At 64.8% G+C, this 16693-nt stretch carries 14 protein-coding genes; 11 read left to right on the top strand and 3 right to left on the bottom strand.

Annotation, left to right across the window (positions count from 1 at the left end):
- Positions 1-6 precede the first annotated feature (6 nt).
- The 4 genes from XH79_RS41695 to XH79_RS41680 are packed head-to-tail and all read left to right on the top strand — an operon-like array spanning position 7 to position 5329.
- On the top strand, positions 7-1296 hold the full coding sequence (locus tag XH79_RS41695; RefSeq protein ID WP_271585491.1) for a TRAP transporter large permease: 1290 nt from the start codon (positions 7-9) through the stop codon (positions 1294-1296).
- A gap of 36 nt (positions 1297-1332) precedes the next feature.
- A complete protein-coding gene (locus XH79_RS41690; protein ID WP_271585490.1) occupies positions 1333-2499 on the top strand; it encodes an acyl-CoA dehydrogenase family protein in 1167 nt (388 codons plus the stop codon).
- A 21-nt stretch (positions 2500-2520) separates the two neighbouring features.
- Positions 2521-4074: an AMP-binding protein gene (locus XH79_RS41685; RefSeq protein ID WP_271585489.1), complete on the top strand. Its 1554-nt coding sequence runs from the start codon at positions 2521-2523 to the stop codon at positions 4072-4074.
- Between the two features lie 7 nt (positions 4075-4081).
- Positions 4082-5329 (top strand): acetyl-CoA hydrolase/transferase family protein, encoded by a 1248-nt coding sequence (locus tag XH79_RS41680; RefSeq protein WP_271585488.1) that lies wholly within the window; start codon positions 4082-4084, stop codon positions 5327-5329.
- 2 nt (positions 5330-5331) lie between these two features.
- Here XH79_RS41680 and XH79_RS41675 read toward each other — a convergent pair whose 3' ends face one another.
- From XH79_RS41675 to XH79_RS41665, 3 genes are read right to left on the bottom strand one after another with little or no spacing between them, the layout of a single operon-like run.
- Positions 5332-5868 carry a hypothetical protein gene (locus XH79_RS41675; RefSeq protein WP_212339859.1) on the bottom strand — a complete coding sequence of 179 codons (537 nt, stop codon included), beginning with the start codon at positions 5866-5868 and terminating at the stop codon, positions 5332-5334.
- A 13-nt stretch (positions 5869-5881) separates the two neighbouring features.
- Positions 5882-7201 carry a hypothetical protein gene (locus XH79_RS41670; protein WP_271585487.1) on the bottom strand — a complete coding sequence of 440 codons (1320 nt, stop codon included), beginning with the start codon at positions 7199-7201 and terminating at the stop codon, positions 5882-5884.
- A gap of 60 nt (positions 7202-7261) precedes the next feature.
- Entirely contained in the window at positions 7262-9676 is a 2415-nt protein-coding gene (locus XH79_RS41665) for an HAD family hydrolase (protein WP_271585486.1), read from the bottom strand.
- A 513-nt stretch (positions 9677-10189) separates the two neighbouring features.
- On the opposite strand from XH79_RS41665, the gene XH79_RS41660 reads away from it, so the two are divergent.
- The 7 genes from XH79_RS41660 to flgE all read left to right on the top strand — a co-directional run bounded on the left by XH79_RS41660 (position 10190) and on the right by flgE (position 16693).
- Complete coding sequence (locus tag XH79_RS41660) at positions 10190-10888, top strand: RNA polymerase sigma factor (RefSeq protein WP_271585485.1); 699 nt, start codon at positions 10190-10192, stop codon at positions 10886-10888.
- 144 nt (positions 10889-11032) lie between these two features.
- Positions 11033-11857, top strand: a complete 825-nt coding sequence (locus tag XH79_RS41655; protein WP_018641141.1) for a flagellin — start codon at positions 11033-11035, stop codon at positions 11855-11857.
- A 62-nt stretch (positions 11858-11919) separates the two neighbouring features.
- The gene (fliD, locus tag XH79_RS41650) at positions 11920-13602 is read left to right on the top strand and encodes a flagellar filament capping protein FliD (RefSeq protein ID WP_271585484.1); all 1683 of its coding nucleotides are present in this window, start codon (positions 11920-11922) and stop codon (positions 13600-13602) included.
- Positions 13602-14030 (top strand): flagellar export chaperone FliS, encoded by a 429-nt coding sequence (locus tag XH79_RS41645; RefSeq protein ID WP_271585483.1) that lies wholly within the window; start codon positions 13602-13604, stop codon positions 14028-14030. Before fliD ends, XH79_RS41645 begins: the two co-directional genes overlap by 1 nt.
- A 159-nt stretch (positions 14031-14189) precedes the next feature.
- Complete coding sequence (locus XH79_RS41640) at positions 14190-14462, top strand: hypothetical protein (protein WP_271585482.1); 273 nt, start codon at positions 14190-14192, stop codon at positions 14460-14462.
- A gap of 268 nt (positions 14463-14730) precedes the next feature.
- A complete protein-coding gene (locus tag XH79_RS41635; RefSeq protein ID WP_271585481.1) occupies positions 14731-15396 on the top strand; it encodes a flagellar hook assembly protein FlgD in 666 nt (221 codons plus the stop codon).
- 31 nt (positions 15397-15427) lie between these two features.
- Positions 15428-16693: a flagellar hook protein FlgE gene (flgE, locus tag XH79_RS41630; RefSeq protein WP_271585480.1), complete on the top strand. Its 1266-nt coding sequence runs from the start codon at positions 15428-15430 to the stop codon at positions 16691-16693.

Genomic DNA, 16693 nt, shown 5'->3' with positions numbered 1-16693 from the left:
ATATCCATGACACCCTTCATCGTTCTCGCCCTGCTGTTCGGTCTGCTCGCGCTCGGCACGCCCGTCGGCTTCGCCATGGCCTTTTCCGGCTCGGTCGGCCTCGTCATGGTCGGCGGATGGTCCACGCTGTTCGGCATCCTGCAGACCGCGCCGCTCTCGACGGTGTCGTCCTACGAGCTGATCACCATTCCGATGTTCCTCTTGATGGCGGACCTCGTGCTGCTGTCGGGCGTCGCGGATGATCTGTTCAAGACAGCGTCGGCCTGGGTCGGGCGTGTCCCGGGCGGTCTCGGCATGGCGACCGCGCTCGCCGGCGCCGGTTTTGGTGCGATCTGCGGCACCTCGACCGCTTCGGCGGCGACACTGTCCTCGACCAGTCTGCCGGCGATGATCCGTCAGGGCTACGAGCCGAAGATGGCCGCCGGCGTGGTCGCGATATCAGGCACGCTGTCGATGCTGCTGCCGACCAGCGTCGCGCTCGTCATCTTCGGCCTGCTGGCCGAGGTGAACATCGGAAAGCTCCTGATCAGCGGCATCATCCCCGCGATCCTCGTCACCATCACCATCATGGCCACGATCTACTTCCTGGTCTGGCAGGATCCGTCGCGCGCGCCGGCCGCGAAATCGGTGCCGTGGCGCGAGAAATTCGCGCTGCTGTGGCAGGTCTCGCCGATGGTGGTGCTGTTCTCGATCGTCACAGGCACGATCTATCTCGGCGTCGCCACGCCGACCGAAGCTTCCGCTTTCGGCGCGTTCGGCGCCTTCCTGCTCGCGATCGTCAAGGGCAAGATCACGCCGTCCTCACTCTATCACACGCTGCTGCGCGCCTGCCACGGCACCTGCATGATCATCATGATCCTGGTCGGTGCCTCGATCTTCGGCTATTTCTTCACGCTCACGCATGTGACGCAGGATCTCGTCGCCTGGATCGGCTCGCTGCCGGCCTCGCGCTGGGTGATCATCACGCTGATCCTGTGCGGCTATATCGTGCTCGGCTCGTTCATGGACCAGATCGCGATCCTGGTGCTGACCGTGCCGATCGTGCTGCCGCTGATCAAGACGCTCGGCTTCGACCCGATCTGGTTCGGTGTGATCAAGATCGTCACCGCCGAGGTCGGCATGATCACGCCGCCGGTCGGGCTGAACTGCTTCATCGTCGCCCGCTACGCCAAGCGGCCGGTGGCGGAAGTGTTCCACGGCACCTTCCCGCATTTCATCGCGCACCTGATCGCGATCGCGATCCTGGTGGCGTTTCCGTCCATCATCCTCTGGCTGCCCTCGCAGATGGGGCGCTAGGATCGGAGCCCGGCTCCCAAGAAGGAGATCAAGAACATGGATTTCGCGCTCACCGATCAGCAGGAAGCCATTCGCGATGCCATTGCCAAGATCTGCGAAGGCTTTCCCGATGCCTACTGGCTGAAGAAGGACCACGACGGCGGTTTCCCGCATGATTTCCACAAGGCGCTGGCGGACGCCGGCTGGCTCGGCATCTGCGTGCCTGAGGAATATGGCGGCTCCGGGCTCGGCATCACCGAAGCCGCCATCATGATGCGCACGATCGCGGAGTCGGGCGCCGGCATGTCGGGGGCGTCTGCCGTGCACATCAACGTGTTCGGGCTTAACCCGGTCGTGGTGTTTGGCACGGAAGAACAGCGTAAGCGCATGCTGCCGCCGATGGTCGAGGGCCGCGAGAAGGCGTGCTTTGCCGTCACCGAGCCCAACACCGGCCTCAACACCACGCAACTGAAGACCCGCGCGGTCGCCAAGAACGACCGCTACATCGTCAACGGCCAGAAGGTGTGGATCTCGACCGCGCAGGTCGCGCACAAGATCCTGCTGCTGGCGCGCACCACGCCGCTGGAGGAGGTGCGCTCGCCGACCCACGGGCTCAGCCTGTTCTACACCGATTTCGACCGCAGCAGGATCAAGGTTCACGAGATCGAGAAGATGGGCCGCAAGATCGTCGATTCCAACGAGCTGTTCTTCGAGGATTTCGAGATCCCGATGGAGGACCGCATCGGCGAAGAGGGCAAGGGCTTTCAGTACATCCTCGAGGGCATGAACCCCGAGCGCATCCTGATCGCGGCGGAAGCCGTTGGTCTCGGCAAGCTCGCGCTGTCGCGCGCGACCGAATACGCCAAGACGCGCGTTGTCTTCAACCGTCCGATCGGCAAGAACCAGGGCATCCAGCATCCGCTCGCGGTGAACTGGGTCGAGCTCGAGGCGGCCTGGCTGATGGTGATGCAGGCGGCCTGGCAATATGACAAGGGCTTGCCCTGCGGCGCCGGCGCGAACGCCGCGAAATACTTCGCAGGCGAAGCCGGATACCATGCCTGCGAGCAGGCCGTGATGACCCATGGCGGCTTTGGCTACGCCAAGGAATTCCACGTCGAGCGCTATTTGCGCGAAGTGCTGATCCCGCGCATCGCGCCGGTCAGCCCGCAGCTTGCGCTCAGCTTTATTGCGGAGAAGGTGCTGGGGCTCGCCAAGTCGTACTAGACTGGCCGTGGAGGATCGCCCATGAACCTCGCTCAGCATCTTCTGCGTGCCGCGAAGGCCGATGCGTCCGCGCCGGCGCTGTTCAAGGGGCTGACGCCGGTCGCGGACTACGGCCGGCTCGCCGCGACGGTGGCGTCGCTGGCGGCGTCGTTGCAGCAACGCTTCGGCCTCGCCAAGGGCGAGCGCGTCGCGCTGCTGATGAAGAACGTGCCCGACTATGTCGCCTGCCTCTATGCCTGCTGGCATGCCGGTCTGGTCGCCGTCCCGATCAATGCAAAACTGCATCCGCGCGAGGTTGCCTTTATTCTCGACAACTCCGGCGCTGCGGTGATGTTCGTGACCGAGGATATGGCAGGCGTCGCGTCGGAGGCGTTGGCGCTCGGCACGGCCAAGCCGCGCGTGATCGAAATCGGCTCGGCCGAGCATCGCGCGCTGGAGAAGGCCGACGGCATCGCCATCGCCGACGTAGGGATCACCGATCCCGCCTGGATCTTCTACACCAGCGGCACCACCGGCCGGCCCAAGGGCGCGGTGCTCAGCCATCGCAATCTGCTTGCGATGTCGCTGAACTATCTCGCCGAGATCAATCCGATCGTACCAGGCGAGGCGCTGCTGCACGCCGCGCCGATGTCGCACGGCTCCGGCCTCTACATGGTGCCGCATGTGCTCGGCATGGGTGCGCAGATCATCCCGGAGAGCGGCCGCTTCGAGCCCGACGAGATCCTGGAGCTGACGGCGAAGCGCGACAACATCTCCTTCTTCGCCGCGCCCACCATGGTGCGGCGCCTGACGGTTGCGGCGGAAGCGGCGGGCGCAACCGCGCCGGGACTGAAGACCATCATCTATGGCGGTGGCCCCATGTATGTCGCCGACTGCAAGGCCGCACTCGGCGTGTTCGGGCCGAAGCTCGCGCAAATCTATGGTCAGGGCGAGACGCCGATGACCATCACCTACCTGCCCAAATCCATGCATGTCGACGCCGGTCATCCGCGCCACGAGGAGCGTCTTGCCTCGGTCGGCATCGCGCAGGGCGTCGTGCAGGTGCGCACCGTGGACGAAGCGGGTCGCGACGTTGCGCCCGGCGAGGTCGGCGAGATCATCGTGCGCGGCGATACCGTGATGTCCGGCTATTGGCAGAACCCGGATGCCACAGGGAATACGTTGCGTGAGGGCTGGCTCTATACCGGCGACATGGGTGCCTTCGATGTCGACGGCTTCCTGACGCTGAAGGACCGCTCCAAGGATGTCATCATCTCCGGCGGCACCAACATCTATCCGCGCGAGGTCGAGGAGGTGCTGCTGCGGCATGAGGCCGTCGCCGAGGTCTCGGTGATCGGCCGGCCGCACCTGGAATGGGGCGAGGAGGTCGTGGCCGTTGTCGTTCCCGTTGCGGGCAGGGCGGTGACGCGGGAGGAGCTCGACCAGATGTGCAATGCCTGGATTGCGCGTTTCAAAAGGCCCAAGCACTACTACCTCACCGCCGAGTTACCCAAGAACAGCTATGGCAAGATCGTGAAGACGGAGCTGCGCACGCTGCTGGCTGAGTCCTCCGCGCGCCTCACCCCGATGGGCTGAGCCGGCAATGTCCGGGGGCCCGCCGCCGATCGATTTTTCCGGCCTGATCCGTGAAGGCGATCTCGTGGTGTGCGGGCAGGCGACGGCGGAGCCGGTCACCCTGACCGAGGCGCTGATGACGCAGGCGGCGCTGCTTCCGCCGTTCCGGATGATGATCGGGCCGGTGTTCTCGGAGACGTTTTCCGTGGCAGCTGCGAATGTGTCGTTCCAGAGCTATGGCGTGATCGGCAATGCGCGGCGGCTCGCCAGGGCCGGGCGGCTTGATGTGATCCCGAGCAACTACAGCACCTTCTGTGCCGATTTCGCTGCGCACCGCCACAGGGCGGACGTCGTCCTGGTGCAACTCGCGGAGGCCGACGACGGAAGGCTCAGTGCCAGCCTCTCCAACGACTATGTCATCGATGCCGCGCGCGGCGCCCGCCTCGTCATCGCCGAGATCAATCCGGATGCACCCTTTACGTTCGGTGCGGAGTGGCCGGAGGACGTGCCGATCCAGATGCGCGTCGCGGCGCTCCGCCCGCCGGTCGAACTGGTATCGACGCCGCTCGACGACGTCTCGCGTCGGATTGCCGCCCACGCGGCAAACCTGATCTCCGACGGCAGCACGCTCCAGTTCGGCGTCGGCCGCATTCCGGATGCGATCCTGTCGTCGCTGTCCCATGTGCGCAATCTCGGCATTCATTCCGGCCTGATCAACGATGCCGTCGTCGATCTGATCGAGCGCGGCGCGGTGACGAATGCGGAGAAGGGGATGGATGCCGGGATCACCGTCACCAACCAGGTGATCGGGTCGCAGCGGCTCTACCGCTTCGTGCACGAGAACAAGGCGGTGGCGGTGCGGCCGACGTCCTACACGCACGGTCAAAACGTGCTGGCGCGGATCGATCGCCTGGTCGCGATCAACTCGGCGCTTCAGGTCGGGCTCGATGGCAGCGTCAATTCCGAGACGCTGAATGGCGTTGCGGTCGGCGCGATCGGCGGGCAACTCGATTTCGTGCGCGGCGCCAATGCGTCACGCGGGGGCAGGGCGATCATCGCGCTGCCGGCGACGGCGTCGGACGGAACCAGCCGGATCGTCGCCAATGTCGAGACCGTGACCACACCGCGCGCCGATGTCGATGCCATCGTCACCGAATGGGGCATCGCCGAGCTGCGCGGCTGCGGCCTTGCCGAGCGGGCGCGCCGCATGATCGCGATCGCGGCGCCCGGGCACCGCGACGCGCTGTCAGCGCAGGCTCGCAGGTCCGCCGGCTAGCCTCAGTTCATCATCGCAAGCGTCGGGCGCTGGTTCTCGCCGGACCCGATGATAGCAGGGATATCCGTCGCCTCGCCGGCGATCATGCCCGACATCTGCCAGAACAGGTGCGCAAGGCGGGAGAACACCAGCCGCTCGCGTTCGGCAGGGACGGTGCCATCAGGGATCGTCACGGTCTCCAGGCCGACCACCTTCTTGAAATCAGGCCAGATCGTCATCGACTGCGCGATCACCGAATAGCAGCGCGGATCCTCGTCGCTCTCCTCGGGCGCCGGCGGCAGGCCCGGATATTGCGTCGGTGCGACGTAGAACTTGTAGGCGCCATAGCCGAGCCGGAGCAGGAATTTCTCGGGGACGGCGACGTCGGCGGCGAAGGACACCAGCCGGGCTTCGCTCAGCACGTCTGCCTCGATCGCGCTGAGGTCCGATGCGCGCAGCGCCGAGCAGAAGGCGAGGTCGCGATTGTGCTCGCGGAGCAGATTGGCCAGTGGCTGCTGCTGTTGCACGGTATCGGTGAGCAGGATGATGGTCTTGAGCATCGTCTGATATCCGTCAGGGGAAGAGATGGCGGGCGGTCATGGCCGCTTGGTCGGAGGCGTGGGTCGCGAAGAAATCGTTGGCAATGCGCTGACCCGGCGCGATCTCCAGGATGCGGTAGCGCGCGAGCGCGGCGGCTTCGCGCGCGGCGCCGACGTCGCCTTGCCAGGCACAGAGCGACAACTCGAGCCGGCCGTAGCCGCCGCAATCGGCGGCATAGGCACCGGTCACGGCTTCCACCGTCGCAGCCACCGCGCCCGCGTCGCTGGCCGAGACGTCGCGCAGGATCACGGCGATGCCGTCGCCGGTCGCGGTTTTCGAGGTCATCACCATGAAGGCATCGCGGGAACCGGTGCGTCCGGCGCGGCGGGCCGCGCGCGCAGTGCCGCCAAAGCCGGGATCTGGGCCGAGATCCAGCGTCGTGGTCTGCTGGTCATGCAGGATCGTGGCGCGCATCGCGCCGAGGTCGCCTTTCAGCGAATGATAGGAGCGGGGGAGCCACACGGTGTCGAGCGGCAGCTGTGAGGAGGTCAGGCTCCAGGCCTGATCGAGCAGATAGCCCTCCCAGATCGCAGGATAGGACGCGGCGAGTTGCTGCCAGGTGCGGAGCAGTGTCTCGGCGGCCCTGGTGCGCCCCAGATAGAGCGTGCGCGCCGACATTTCCCAGCGATTCCATTTGTGCAAGGCGACATCGCAGCCGAGGACCGTCGGAAGCAGTGGCGCCTCGCGCAACACCGCGCGGGCCTCGACGAACAGCAGCGGCTCGCGATACTTGTTCCACATCCGCATCATGAACTCCGCCTTCTCGAAGCAGAGGATGCGGTCGGCGAACTGGGTCTCGATCGGCTCGATGTGGCAGGCGAGGTCGAAGCGCTCGAGCGAGTGCCGCAGCGCGAAGGCCGCGGTCGCATCGGCCCCGCGCGGATAGCAGGAGACGATCCGCGGGCGACCGGTGGATGTGTTGGCGGCGGTGAGGAATTTCGACCAGCCGATGCCGCCCCACCACATCTCGTGCGGGCCGTCCGCGCCGCAGGGGCCGACGGTGCCGAATTCGGTCAGCTTGGACTTGAGGAAATCGAAGCCGGGATTCTCGCTTCTGGGAATGACGACGGCGCAGCCGGGGGTGAGCGAGCGATAGAACAGCTCGGCGGCCGCCCCGCTCGGTGGCTCCCTGAGAATGATGACGCCGTTTCGCCGGCCCTTGCTGAAATCGTCGAGCGTCGGCGCGCCATACTGATCGACCAGCCAGCTCAGGCGGTCACGCTGGGGCGGGCCGAGCCTGACACCGCCGGATTGCAGCAGCTGATCAAGGTTTTCGTGCGTCTCGTCCGTCAATTCCGTGCCCCCTCGCGCCAGCCTTGGACTTCAACGTCCCGGGCGGCGCGATCAGGCGCACTATTTGGTGCCGGCGCCGAGCGGGGTGATCGCGACGGAATAGATCGCGAGCTCCTGCGTCATCGGCGCCACCGGGATCAGCAGGCAGCCGTCGTCGCTCTCGGCGCGATAGTGCTCGCCGTTCCGCTGTACGCCGGCATAGACCAGGCTCCCGGCTGCAATGCCGATGACGTCCTGACTTGCGGCGGCCTCGCGGATCTCGCCGGCGGATTGCAGGGTGACGCCATGCAGGAGGCCCTCGGCCGCGAATTTCGGCAGCGGAAGCGCGAGCATGGCGATACCCATGGCGCGCGAGACCGGAATGCGCACGCGCAGCTCCCCGAGCCCGGTCCGGTGCACGGCGACCGATTCCAGCGCCGCCTCGCCATTGGCGCGAAACAATCCGACCTGAACCACGCCGCAGGGGCTCTCTTCGAAGACGTCGGCGGGCAGGCGGTTGGCGCCGAACAGCGTATAGAGATAGGCGTAGGACGGCGACATCAGCGCGAAGCTGCCGGCAAGCCACATCGGCGGCCCGGCCGACGTGCAGGCAGCCGAGAGGCCGCGGGCGGTGATCTGATTGCGGACGAAGTCGCGGTCGAGCATCGGCGCCAGCGCCTGCGTGCCGAGATTGACATCATGCTGCAGGCCGCCAAGCAGAGCCAGCTCGTCGCCATCGGGCAGCAGCAACAGGCGCGCCAGTGTCGCGGCGCTCCACCGTGCAGCGACGTCGGGCGCGGCATAGGGGCTCAAAGAGAAGTCCCGTGCAACGTCCGCGGCGCCTGCCGCGAAGGCGAGCGCGCCGGCCTGGATGTCGGTGGCCAGCGCGATCTGGCTGGCGGAATGTGGGTTGATCTCGCGCAGGATCTTACCGCCGTCATAGTCGCGCACCGAGCCATCGGCGGAGCAGCAGGCCTGCTCCAGCAGCGCGACGTTGCGCACCAGCATGCGCTTGACGTGGGGCGTGATCACGAGATCGGAGATGAAGCCTGTGGCGCTGTCCTGCTCGGCGAGATCGTCGAAGGAATCATCAAGGGAGATGAGATAGACGCCATGGAGGCGGATCCTGATCCCTTCCAGGTCGAAGACACGCCGGAGAGCCTTCTGCACGCTGCCGGAATAGCCGAGGTCGGCAAGCACGAGGTCGGTACAGTCGTCAAAGCCCGGTATCGTGCGGCGCAGATAGGCGAGCAGCCGCGCACGCAGGATTTCGGCTAGCTCGAGAAGCTCGCCGGTCTCCATCAGGGCGGGCAGCGCCTCGGCGAGCTCCTGGCCGGTCACGATCCCGTCGGGCGATCTCGCGAAAAACGCGGCGACCTTCGGTGGCACGACCTTGACCATGTCGCGGAAGGTCGGTGCGTCGAGCTTCGCTATCTTGGCGAGGAAATCGACGAGTGGCTGCATCGTGTCGGCCGAGGCCATCAGGCTGACGCGGCGGTTGATCTCGAGATAGGCCGAGGTCGCCCCGTGCAACTCCTGCCAGATCCGCTGCGACAGAAAGCCGTCACGACCGAGAAAGCCGAGCGCGACCCGCCGGCCGGGACCTCCGATCTGCTCGCAGCGCCCCGCGACAAAGGCGTCGAAGGCGGTCATCACCGGTCCGAGCACTGTCGCGCCCAGGTGATAGGCCGGAGACTTCTCGGCGCTTCGTGCGGCCATCATGCGCCGCAGCGTGCGCGAACCGTGATCGAGCCGCGAAGGGGCGGCCGGGCACAGCAGCTCGAACAGCGAGGTTTCACGCTGCAGCTTCGAAGCCAATTCGCGCGAAGCCTGGGGGTAGTAACGCGGCCGGATGCCGTGGCGTCGCGCGCCCTTGATGTCGGCTTGCTCGTTGTCGCCGATGTGGACGGAGGCGCCGGCGTCGACGCCCTGCTCGGTCAGGTACTTCGCGAACAGCGCTTCGCTCTTGCCGCTGCCATGGTCGCAGGAGGCGTAGAGAAAGTCCCAGACGAGGCCGGGGCGGCAGGCGCGCAGCAGCCGCGCCAGCCGATCGGAATCCCAATAGGTATCGGAGATGAATCCGACGCGATGGCCGGTGCGTTTCATTTCCGAGTATTGCCGAAGCATGTCCGGATTGACGCGGCAGAGCTCCAGCTCGGCCGCGAACTCCGATTCGACGAGGTCGCTCAGATCGCTACGCGTGAGACCGAACAGATTGAACGGAAAGAACGAATAGATGTCCTCGATGTGAACTTCGACCGCGCCGCGCTTGTCCTTCGCGGCCCTGCGTGCGCGCCCTTCGGCCTGGATTCGATGCTGAACGAAACTGACGGAAACATTCGGACAAGTTCTTGAAATGCCCGAGAGCTCGTAAGTCCTTTCAAATACGCCATCTGGTGTCGTGCAGGCTCGAACCAGAAATGTATCGAAAACATCGAACGACCAAGCAGAAACAATTTGGGCGCTGCGCGCTGCGCCGGTCGTTGCGATCGTCATGCTGCACTTCCCCGTCCACCAGGACGATTAACGTGCGCATTTGACGAGTCAGGCGCCGCACGCGCGAAAAAAGTTCACGCGCGATTCAAAATCGCATTCGCAGCGACTGACAGATTCAAAAAAATCGCTAGGTTCGAAAAAGGTGATTCGGAAAAAATTGCCGGGTGCGGAAGTCGTCTCGCGTTCATTCACACTCGGAAACAATCGCGTCTTGATGCGCTGCGCGCGCGTCGCGTTCGATCGCCTAGTGCCGCGTAATGTCAGCGTTTTCTCTCCACGACATCTGTTCAGGATGGATGATCCGCCATGGCGCGAGACGATGTGATGATTGCAGGTGTGACGCGCGAGATGATCGCGCGGTCGGCAATTATTGCCCGACACTCGGCAAAAACGACCGGCTAACATCTTGAAAAATAACAAAAATTCTCCGCCTGGATCGTTTTGGTGGCCCGTTCAACGCCTGGAAGCCGTGTGGCATGTGCGCCGCCGGCGTTGCGGGTTGGAGGTTGCGGGATGAGTTACGCTGCTGATGTCTGGGCTCCCGCCGAGGCCGAGATCACGACGACGGCGCCGGTCGATGCGGTCGTGCAGGTGACGCCGTCGGTGCCGCTCGCGCCGGACAGCGCGCCCGCTGCCGACGATGTCGTCTTCGACGAAGACAGCGAGTTGCTGGACAGGCTCGCTGCCGACGACGAGGCGGCGTTCCGCATGCTGGTCGAGCGTCACATCGATCGCGCCTATGCGATCGCCCTGCGCATCGTCGGCAACGCGGCGGATGCCGAGGACGTGGTGCAGGACACCATGCTCAAGGTCTGGAGCCATCGCGGTCGCTGGCAGCACGGCCGCGCCAAGTTCTCGACCTGGCTCTACCGCGTCATCTCCAACCGCTGCATCGATCTGCGTCGCAAGCCGCGCAACGAGAATGTCGAGACGGTGCCGGAAGTCGCCGACGGTCAGCCCGGCGCCGTCGAGATCATCGAGCGCAACGAGCTGAACGATATGCTGGAGCTCGCGATGCAGCGCCTGCCCGAGCAGCAGCGCATCGCGGTGATCTTCTCGTACCACGAGAACATGAGCAACGGCGAGATCGCCCAGGTGATGGACACGACGGTCGCCGCGGTAGAGTCGCTGCTCAAGCGGGGGCGCCAGCAGCTCCGGCAGCTGCTGCGCAAGCACGAACGCGACATCCGCACCGCGTTTACCGACTGCTAACCATAAAGTTCACGCCGCAAAATTTTCCGCGCCTGATCTCTCTGCGCTCCGCCGTTTGAGCGAACGGACGGGGCTGCGGTCCGCGTCGTCGTAAGTCGATTTCAACGATGCGGCACGCCATGCCCATCAGCACAGGAGCTTCCAATGCCCGCAATCAATACCAATACCGCCGCCAACGCCGCGGTCCGTTACCTCAACATCAATTCGTCGCAGGAGACCAGCTCGCTCTCGAAGCTGTCGAGCGGCTCGCGCATCACCTCCGCGTCCGACGACGCCGCCGGCCTTGCGATCTCGACCCGCATCTCCTCGGACGTCACCACCCTGCAGCAGGCCGCGACCAACGCCTCGCAGGCGACCGCGATCCTGCAGACCGCCGATGGCGGCGCTTCGAACATCTCCGACATTCTGGCCCGCATGAAGTCGCTCGCCTCCGAGTCCGCCTCGGGCACCACGACCGACTCCAGCCGCGCCTACATCAACTCGGAATTCACGCAGCTCACGAGCGAAATCGACTCGATCGCGTCCGGCACCCGCTATTCCAGCCAGAGCCTGCTCGACGGCTCCAGCGTGTTCGCCTCGGGCGTCTCGGTGCTGGTCGGCTCGTCCGGCTCGGACACCATCACGATCACGCTCACCAGCCTCACCGCATCCTCGCTCGGCGTCTCCTCGCTGGACGTCAGCACGCTGTCGGATGCGACCTCGGCACTGACCACGCTCGATACGGCAATCGATACGGTTTCCGCCGCCCGCGCCAGCATCGGCGCCCAGGAATCGCGCTTCAACTTCAGCGCCGACTCGATCTCGACCCAGACCCAGAACCTGCAGTCAGCGAATTCGGCGATCAAGGACGTCGACATCGCGGCCGAGCAGTCCAAGCTCTCGTCCGCGGAAGTGAAGACCCAGGCCGCCGTCTCGGCGCTGGCCGCGGCGAACCAGATGCCGCAGTACCTGCTCAAGCTGCTGGGCTGATGATGATCCGGGCGGGCCGGCATGACGCCGGCCCGCTCCCTGCCAGGGGATAGTCAGGCAAAGTGACCAGCGTCAGCTCAACCAGCAGCAGCACAAGTTCCGGCGTCACCGTCACCACGAGCGGGACGACCAATTCGAGCAGCATCGACTGGTCCGCGCTGATCCAGTCCGCAGTCGACGCGAAAACCGCGCAGGCGGACACGATCTCGACCACGATCACGAACAACGAGGCCAAGATCTCGGCCTATCAGACGCTGCAGACCGATCTGCAGACGCTGTATTCGGGCCTGTCGTCGCTCTCGACCGCGGTGGTCAACTCGCTCTCCAGCAGCGCGTTCGCGACGCGCGCCGCGAGCATCAGCTCGACCGGCGATGTCAGCGCCTCGTCGGCGCTCTCCATGACGATCAAGAACGGGGCTGCGATCGGCGACCATACGCTGACGATCAGTCAGCTCGCGACCGCACACAAGGTTTCCGGCACCGCGCAATCGAGCCAGACCGACGAGCTCGGCTATTCCGGCACGTTTTCCATCGGCCTTTCGGGCGGTGCTACGTCCGACATCACCGTCACCAGCACGATGTCGCTGCAGGACGTCGTCGATGCCATCAATGCACAGACCTCGACGACCAACGTCCAGGCCTCCATCGTGCAGGTCTCCAGCACGTCGTACCAGATGGTGCTGACCGGCACCGAGGATGCGGCCGATATCACTTATTCCAGCACGTCCGGCGACGACATCATGAACGAGCTCGGCGTGACCGACAGCTCGGGCAGCTTCACCAACGTCATCCAGGAGGCGCAGTCGGCCGAGTTCACGCTCGACGGCATCTCGATGACCCGCGATACCAACGACATCTCGGACGTCCTGAGCGGGGTCACCTTCAGCCTGCTCCAGGCGACGCCGGACGGAACCTCGCTGAACATCAGCATCGAGACCGATACCAGCCAGATCGAATCGGCGCTGGAGACGTTCGTCACCAACTACAACGCCTTTCGCGATGAGGTCATCGCCCAGCAGGCGACCGCAACCGATGGCACGGCGGACTCGAGCGCGGTCCTGTTTGGCGACGGAACGATGCGCAACATCATGGATGCGCTGCAGAACGCCCTGAACAGCACCGTAGGCGACATGACCATGGCCGATCTCGGCCTGTCCTTCAACGAGAAGAACGAGCTCGAGCTCGACACCTCGACGCTGTCGGATATCCTGAGCACCAATCTGAGCGGCGTGACCAAGCTGCTGTCGGCGCAGACCACGACGTCGTCGAGCCAGCTCAGCGTCGTCAACACCGGGACGTCGCCGCAATCGTTCACGCTGGATCTCACCGTCGATTCCGACGGCAATCTCACCGCGGCCTCGGTCGGCGGCGACTCCTCGCTGTTCACGGTCAGCGGCACCACCATCATTGGCGCCTCTGGCTCGATCTATGCCGGCATGGCCTTCACCTATAGCGGTTCGACCTCGCAGTCGATCACGGTGACCTCGACCACCGGGATTGCATCGCAGATCTATCAGATCGCGAAGAACTATTCGTCGTCGTCAGGCGCGCTGCAAACGCAGATCACCAGCCTGACCAACCGCGACGACGAGCTTCAGCAGAAGGTCGACGACATCAACAGCGCGGCCTCGACGCTGCAGTCGCAGCTCCAGACGCAATACGCGAAGTACCAGGCCGCGATCGAGAGCGCCAACAGCACGCTCGACTATCTCAAGGCCCTGCTCAATTCCAGCTCGAGTGATTGATGATGCACAATCCGATGGCGTACATGGCCAACCAGGCCTATCGGGGAACGGCGACGACCGTGCCGCCGCTCAAGGCGGTCTCGATGCTGCTTGGCGGCACGATCACGTTTCTGCAGAAATCGCTGGCGGCCCAGGAGGCGCGGCGCTTCGAGGAAGGGCACGACTACCTGATGAAGGCGACCGCGATCCTGCGCGGGCTCAGCCACAACCTCGATTTCGCCAAAGGCGGCGACGTGGCGGAGCGTCTGTTCCAGACCTACAACGCGATGATCCTGGCGAGCCTCAAGTCCTATGGCCGTCCGCACGCCCGCCAAAGTTTCGGCCGCATCATCGCCGGGCTGACCGAGCTGCGGGAGGCCTGGGAATTCGTCGACACGACCGTGCGGAGCGGCAAGCCGGGGCCAGCCGATCCGGTCTGCAAGGGCTGACGACGCCTGCTCCTCCGCGACGTGGGGAGGGCAGGGTGCCGTTTCCACCGCTTTCCGTAGCGCCGCGGGCGCTTTTGGCGCCCGAGGCCGTTGAAATCCGGTTTCCGCCGCGCCTGCAATGCTTTATGACGAGCCTGACCGAGGCGGGATCGGCGGGCGATGGACGTCACCGAGTTTGAGGAACTGATCGATCGGCTGGGCGAGGATCTCTCCCTCTGGCCCGACGACCGGCGTTTGCCCGCCGAAGCGCTGCTGGCGCAATCCTCCGCCGCGGAGGCCCTGCTGGACGAAGCGCGCGCGTTGCGCCAGGCGCTTACTGCGCCCCCGGTCCGTGCGCCGAAGGGCCTCGCCGACCGCATCGTCGCTGCTGCTGCGAAAATGAAAGGCGACACCGCCGAGCCGCGCACGGAAGGCGAGACGGCGGAGAGCTGAACGGCCTCTCTCGACTAGAACTCGTTTCTTGCTTCGCCTCTCCCCGCTTGCGGGGCGAGCGAGCGCAGCGTCACCGACGATGCAAATCACCTTGAACTCACCGCTCTTTTAAGACGCGCGAGCGGCAGATTTTGCCGTGTCGAAAGCCATTTTCTCACGCGCGAATCCTCGCCTGAATCCGCGCGTCCATGCGTTTCATCAGCACACAGATTTCAAGCGCCGCGACCCGACACCGGCTCGCCGACCGCGCAAGAAAGCGGAGTTTCTGATGACCGTTTCCGCCGTAAGTTCAGCGACGACCGCGACCACGACGACGTCGTCGTCGAGCACGTCATCGAGTTCGTCGCTGACGTCGAGCGACTTTCTCAGCCTGCTCGTCAGCGAGCTCCAGAACCAGGATCCGCTGAACGCGACCTCGACCACCGACTTCATCAACCAGCTCACCTCCTACGCCAATTTCACCCAGCAGGAGTCGATCAACTCCAACATGTCCTCGCTCGCGAGCTCATTCTCGAGCCTCGTGACGCTGAACTCGGTGAACTATATCGGCCACACCGTCGAGGCGAAGACCGACACCTCGACCCTGAGCAACGGCTCGGCAACGTTCGGCTATTCGCTGTCCTCGGCGGCTTCGAACGTCTCGATCAGCATCTCGGACTCCTCCGGCAACGTCGTCTACACCGGCACCGGGACGGGAAACTCCGGCTCGAACACCTTCACCTGGGACGGCAAGGATTCAAGCGGCAATCAGCTCTCTGACGGCGGCAAGTACACCATCTCGGTGACCGCGACTGATAGCGCCGGCAACTCGGTCCTCAATTACACGACCGTCACCGGCACGGTGACCGGCATCGACACCTCGACGTCCACGCCTTCGCTGACGGTGAACGGCGTCGCCGTCAGCGCCGCCAACATCCTCGGCGTCACGTCCTGATCTCAAGGCCTGCTTTTCTAGGAGTTTCATCATGAGTCTCACCGGTGCATTGTCCTCGGCGATCTCGGCGCTCAGTGCGCAGAGCCAGTCCCTGTCGATGATCAGCGACAACATCGCCAACTCCGATACGACCGGCTACAAGACGACGTCGGCGATGTTCGACGCGCTCGTGACGGCTTCGAGCAACACCACCTCCTACGCGTCGGGCGGCGTCACCGTCTCGGGCCGTTCCAACATCACCCAGCAGGGCCTGCTCGCCGCGACCTCCAATGCCACCGACGTCGCGATCCAGGGCTCGGGCTTCTTCGTGGTGACCAGTGCCACGTCCGGCGGCATCACGTCCTATACCCGCAACGGCGCCTTCACGATCAACAATGCCGGCTATCTCGAGAACAGCGGCAGCTATCTCGAGGGCTGGCGCACCGATGCGGACGGCAATGTCGTCGGCAGCGAATCGGCGAGCAATCTCGAGGCCATCAACACCCAGGTCGCCTCGACCAGCGGCAGCGCCACCACCAAGACCACGATTGCGGCCAATCTGCCGTCGGATGCCGCCACCGGCGACACCTATACCAGCTCGATGACGGTCTACGATTCGCTCGGCGCGGCGAATACGATGCAGATCACCTGGACCAAGACCGGCACCAACGCCTGGAGCGCGAGCTTCGCCAATCCGACCTCGACCTCGGACACCACGACCGCGACGGGCACCGCCTCGGGCACGATCGACATCACCTTCAACAGCGACGGCTCGCTGGCGAGCACCAGCCCGGACCCGGCGACCGTCTCGATCACCGGCTGGACCGACGGCGCGGCCGACAGCACGATCACCATGGATCTCGGCACGGTCGGCGGCACCGATGGCCTGACGCAATATGCCTCCGGCGAGACCACGCCCTCGGTCAACGTCACCAGCATCGATTCGGACGGCCTCTCCTACGGCAAGCTATCGAGCATCTCGATCGGCGACGACGGCCTCGTCAACGCGACCTATTCCAACGGCGAGACCATTGCGATCTACAAGATCGCAGTTGCGACCTTCGCCGATCCCAACGGGCTCGCCGCGTCCAGCAACGGACTCTATTCGGCGACCGTTACTTCGGGCAATGCCTCGCTGCAGGGCTCCGGCGAGAACGGCGCGGGCACGATCTACGGCAGCGAGCTGGAATCCTCGACCACCGATACCTCGAGCCAGTTCTCGAGCATGATCTCGGCGCAGCAGGCTTATTCCGCCGCGTCCCAGGTCATCTCCACCGTCAACAAGATGTACGACACCCTGATCTCGGCGATGAGGTGA

The organism is Bradyrhizobium sp. CCBAU 45389 (assembly GCF_028128625.1).
GTDB classification, from domain to species: domain Bacteria; phylum Pseudomonadota; class Alphaproteobacteria; order Rhizobiales; family Xanthobacteraceae; genus Bradyrhizobium; species Bradyrhizobium liaoningense_B.
This window is presented reverse-complemented; position numbering and strand designations above follow the sequence as displayed.

What these genes read in the sequence shown, in the direction of transcription:
- XH79_RS41695 (WP_271585491.1), top strand. Translation starts at nt 7, where the DNA reads ATGACACCCTTCATCGTTCTCGCCCTGCTGTTCGGTCTGCTCGCGCTC.
- XH79_RS41690 (WP_271585490.1), top strand. Translation starts at nt 1,333, where the DNA reads ATGGATTTCGCGCTCACCGATCAGCAGGAAGCCATTCGCGATGCCATT.
- XH79_RS41685 (WP_271585489.1), top strand. Translation starts at nt 2,521, where the DNA reads ATGAACCTCGCTCAGCATCTTCTGCGTGCCGCGAAGGCCGATGCGTCC.
- XH79_RS41680 (WP_271585488.1), top strand. Translation starts at nt 4,082, where the DNA reads ATGTCCGGGGGCCCGCCGCCGATCGATTTTTCCGGCCTGATCCGTGAA.
- XH79_RS41675 (WP_212339859.1), bottom strand. Translation starts at nt 5,868, where the DNA reads ATGCTCAAGACCATCATCCTGCTCACCGATACCGTGCAACAGCAGCAG.
- XH79_RS41665 (WP_271585486.1), bottom strand. Translation starts at nt 9,676, where the DNA reads ATGACGATCGCAACGACCGGCGCAGCGCGCAGCGCCCAAATTGTTTCT.
- XH79_RS41660 (WP_271585485.1), top strand. Translation starts at nt 10,190, where the DNA reads ATGAGTTACGCTGCTGATGTCTGGGCTCCCGCCGAGGCCGAGATCACG.
- XH79_RS41655 (WP_018641141.1), top strand. Translation starts at nt 11,033, where the DNA reads ATGCCCGCAATCAATACCAATACCGCCGCCAACGCCGCGGTCCGTTAC.
- XH79_RS41645 (WP_271585483.1), top strand. Translation starts at nt 13,602, where the DNA reads ATGATGCACAATCCGATGGCGTACATGGCCAACCAGGCCTATCGGGGA.
- XH79_RS41640 (WP_271585482.1), top strand. Translation starts at nt 14,190, where the DNA reads ATGGACGTCACCGAGTTTGAGGAACTGATCGATCGGCTGGGCGAGGAT.
- XH79_RS41635 (WP_271585481.1), top strand. Translation starts at nt 14,731, where the DNA reads ATGACCGTTTCCGCCGTAAGTTCAGCGACGACCGCGACCACGACGACG.
- flgE (WP_271585480.1), top strand. Translation starts at nt 15,428, where the DNA reads ATGAGTCTCACCGGTGCATTGTCCTCGGCGATCTCGGCGCTCAGTGCG.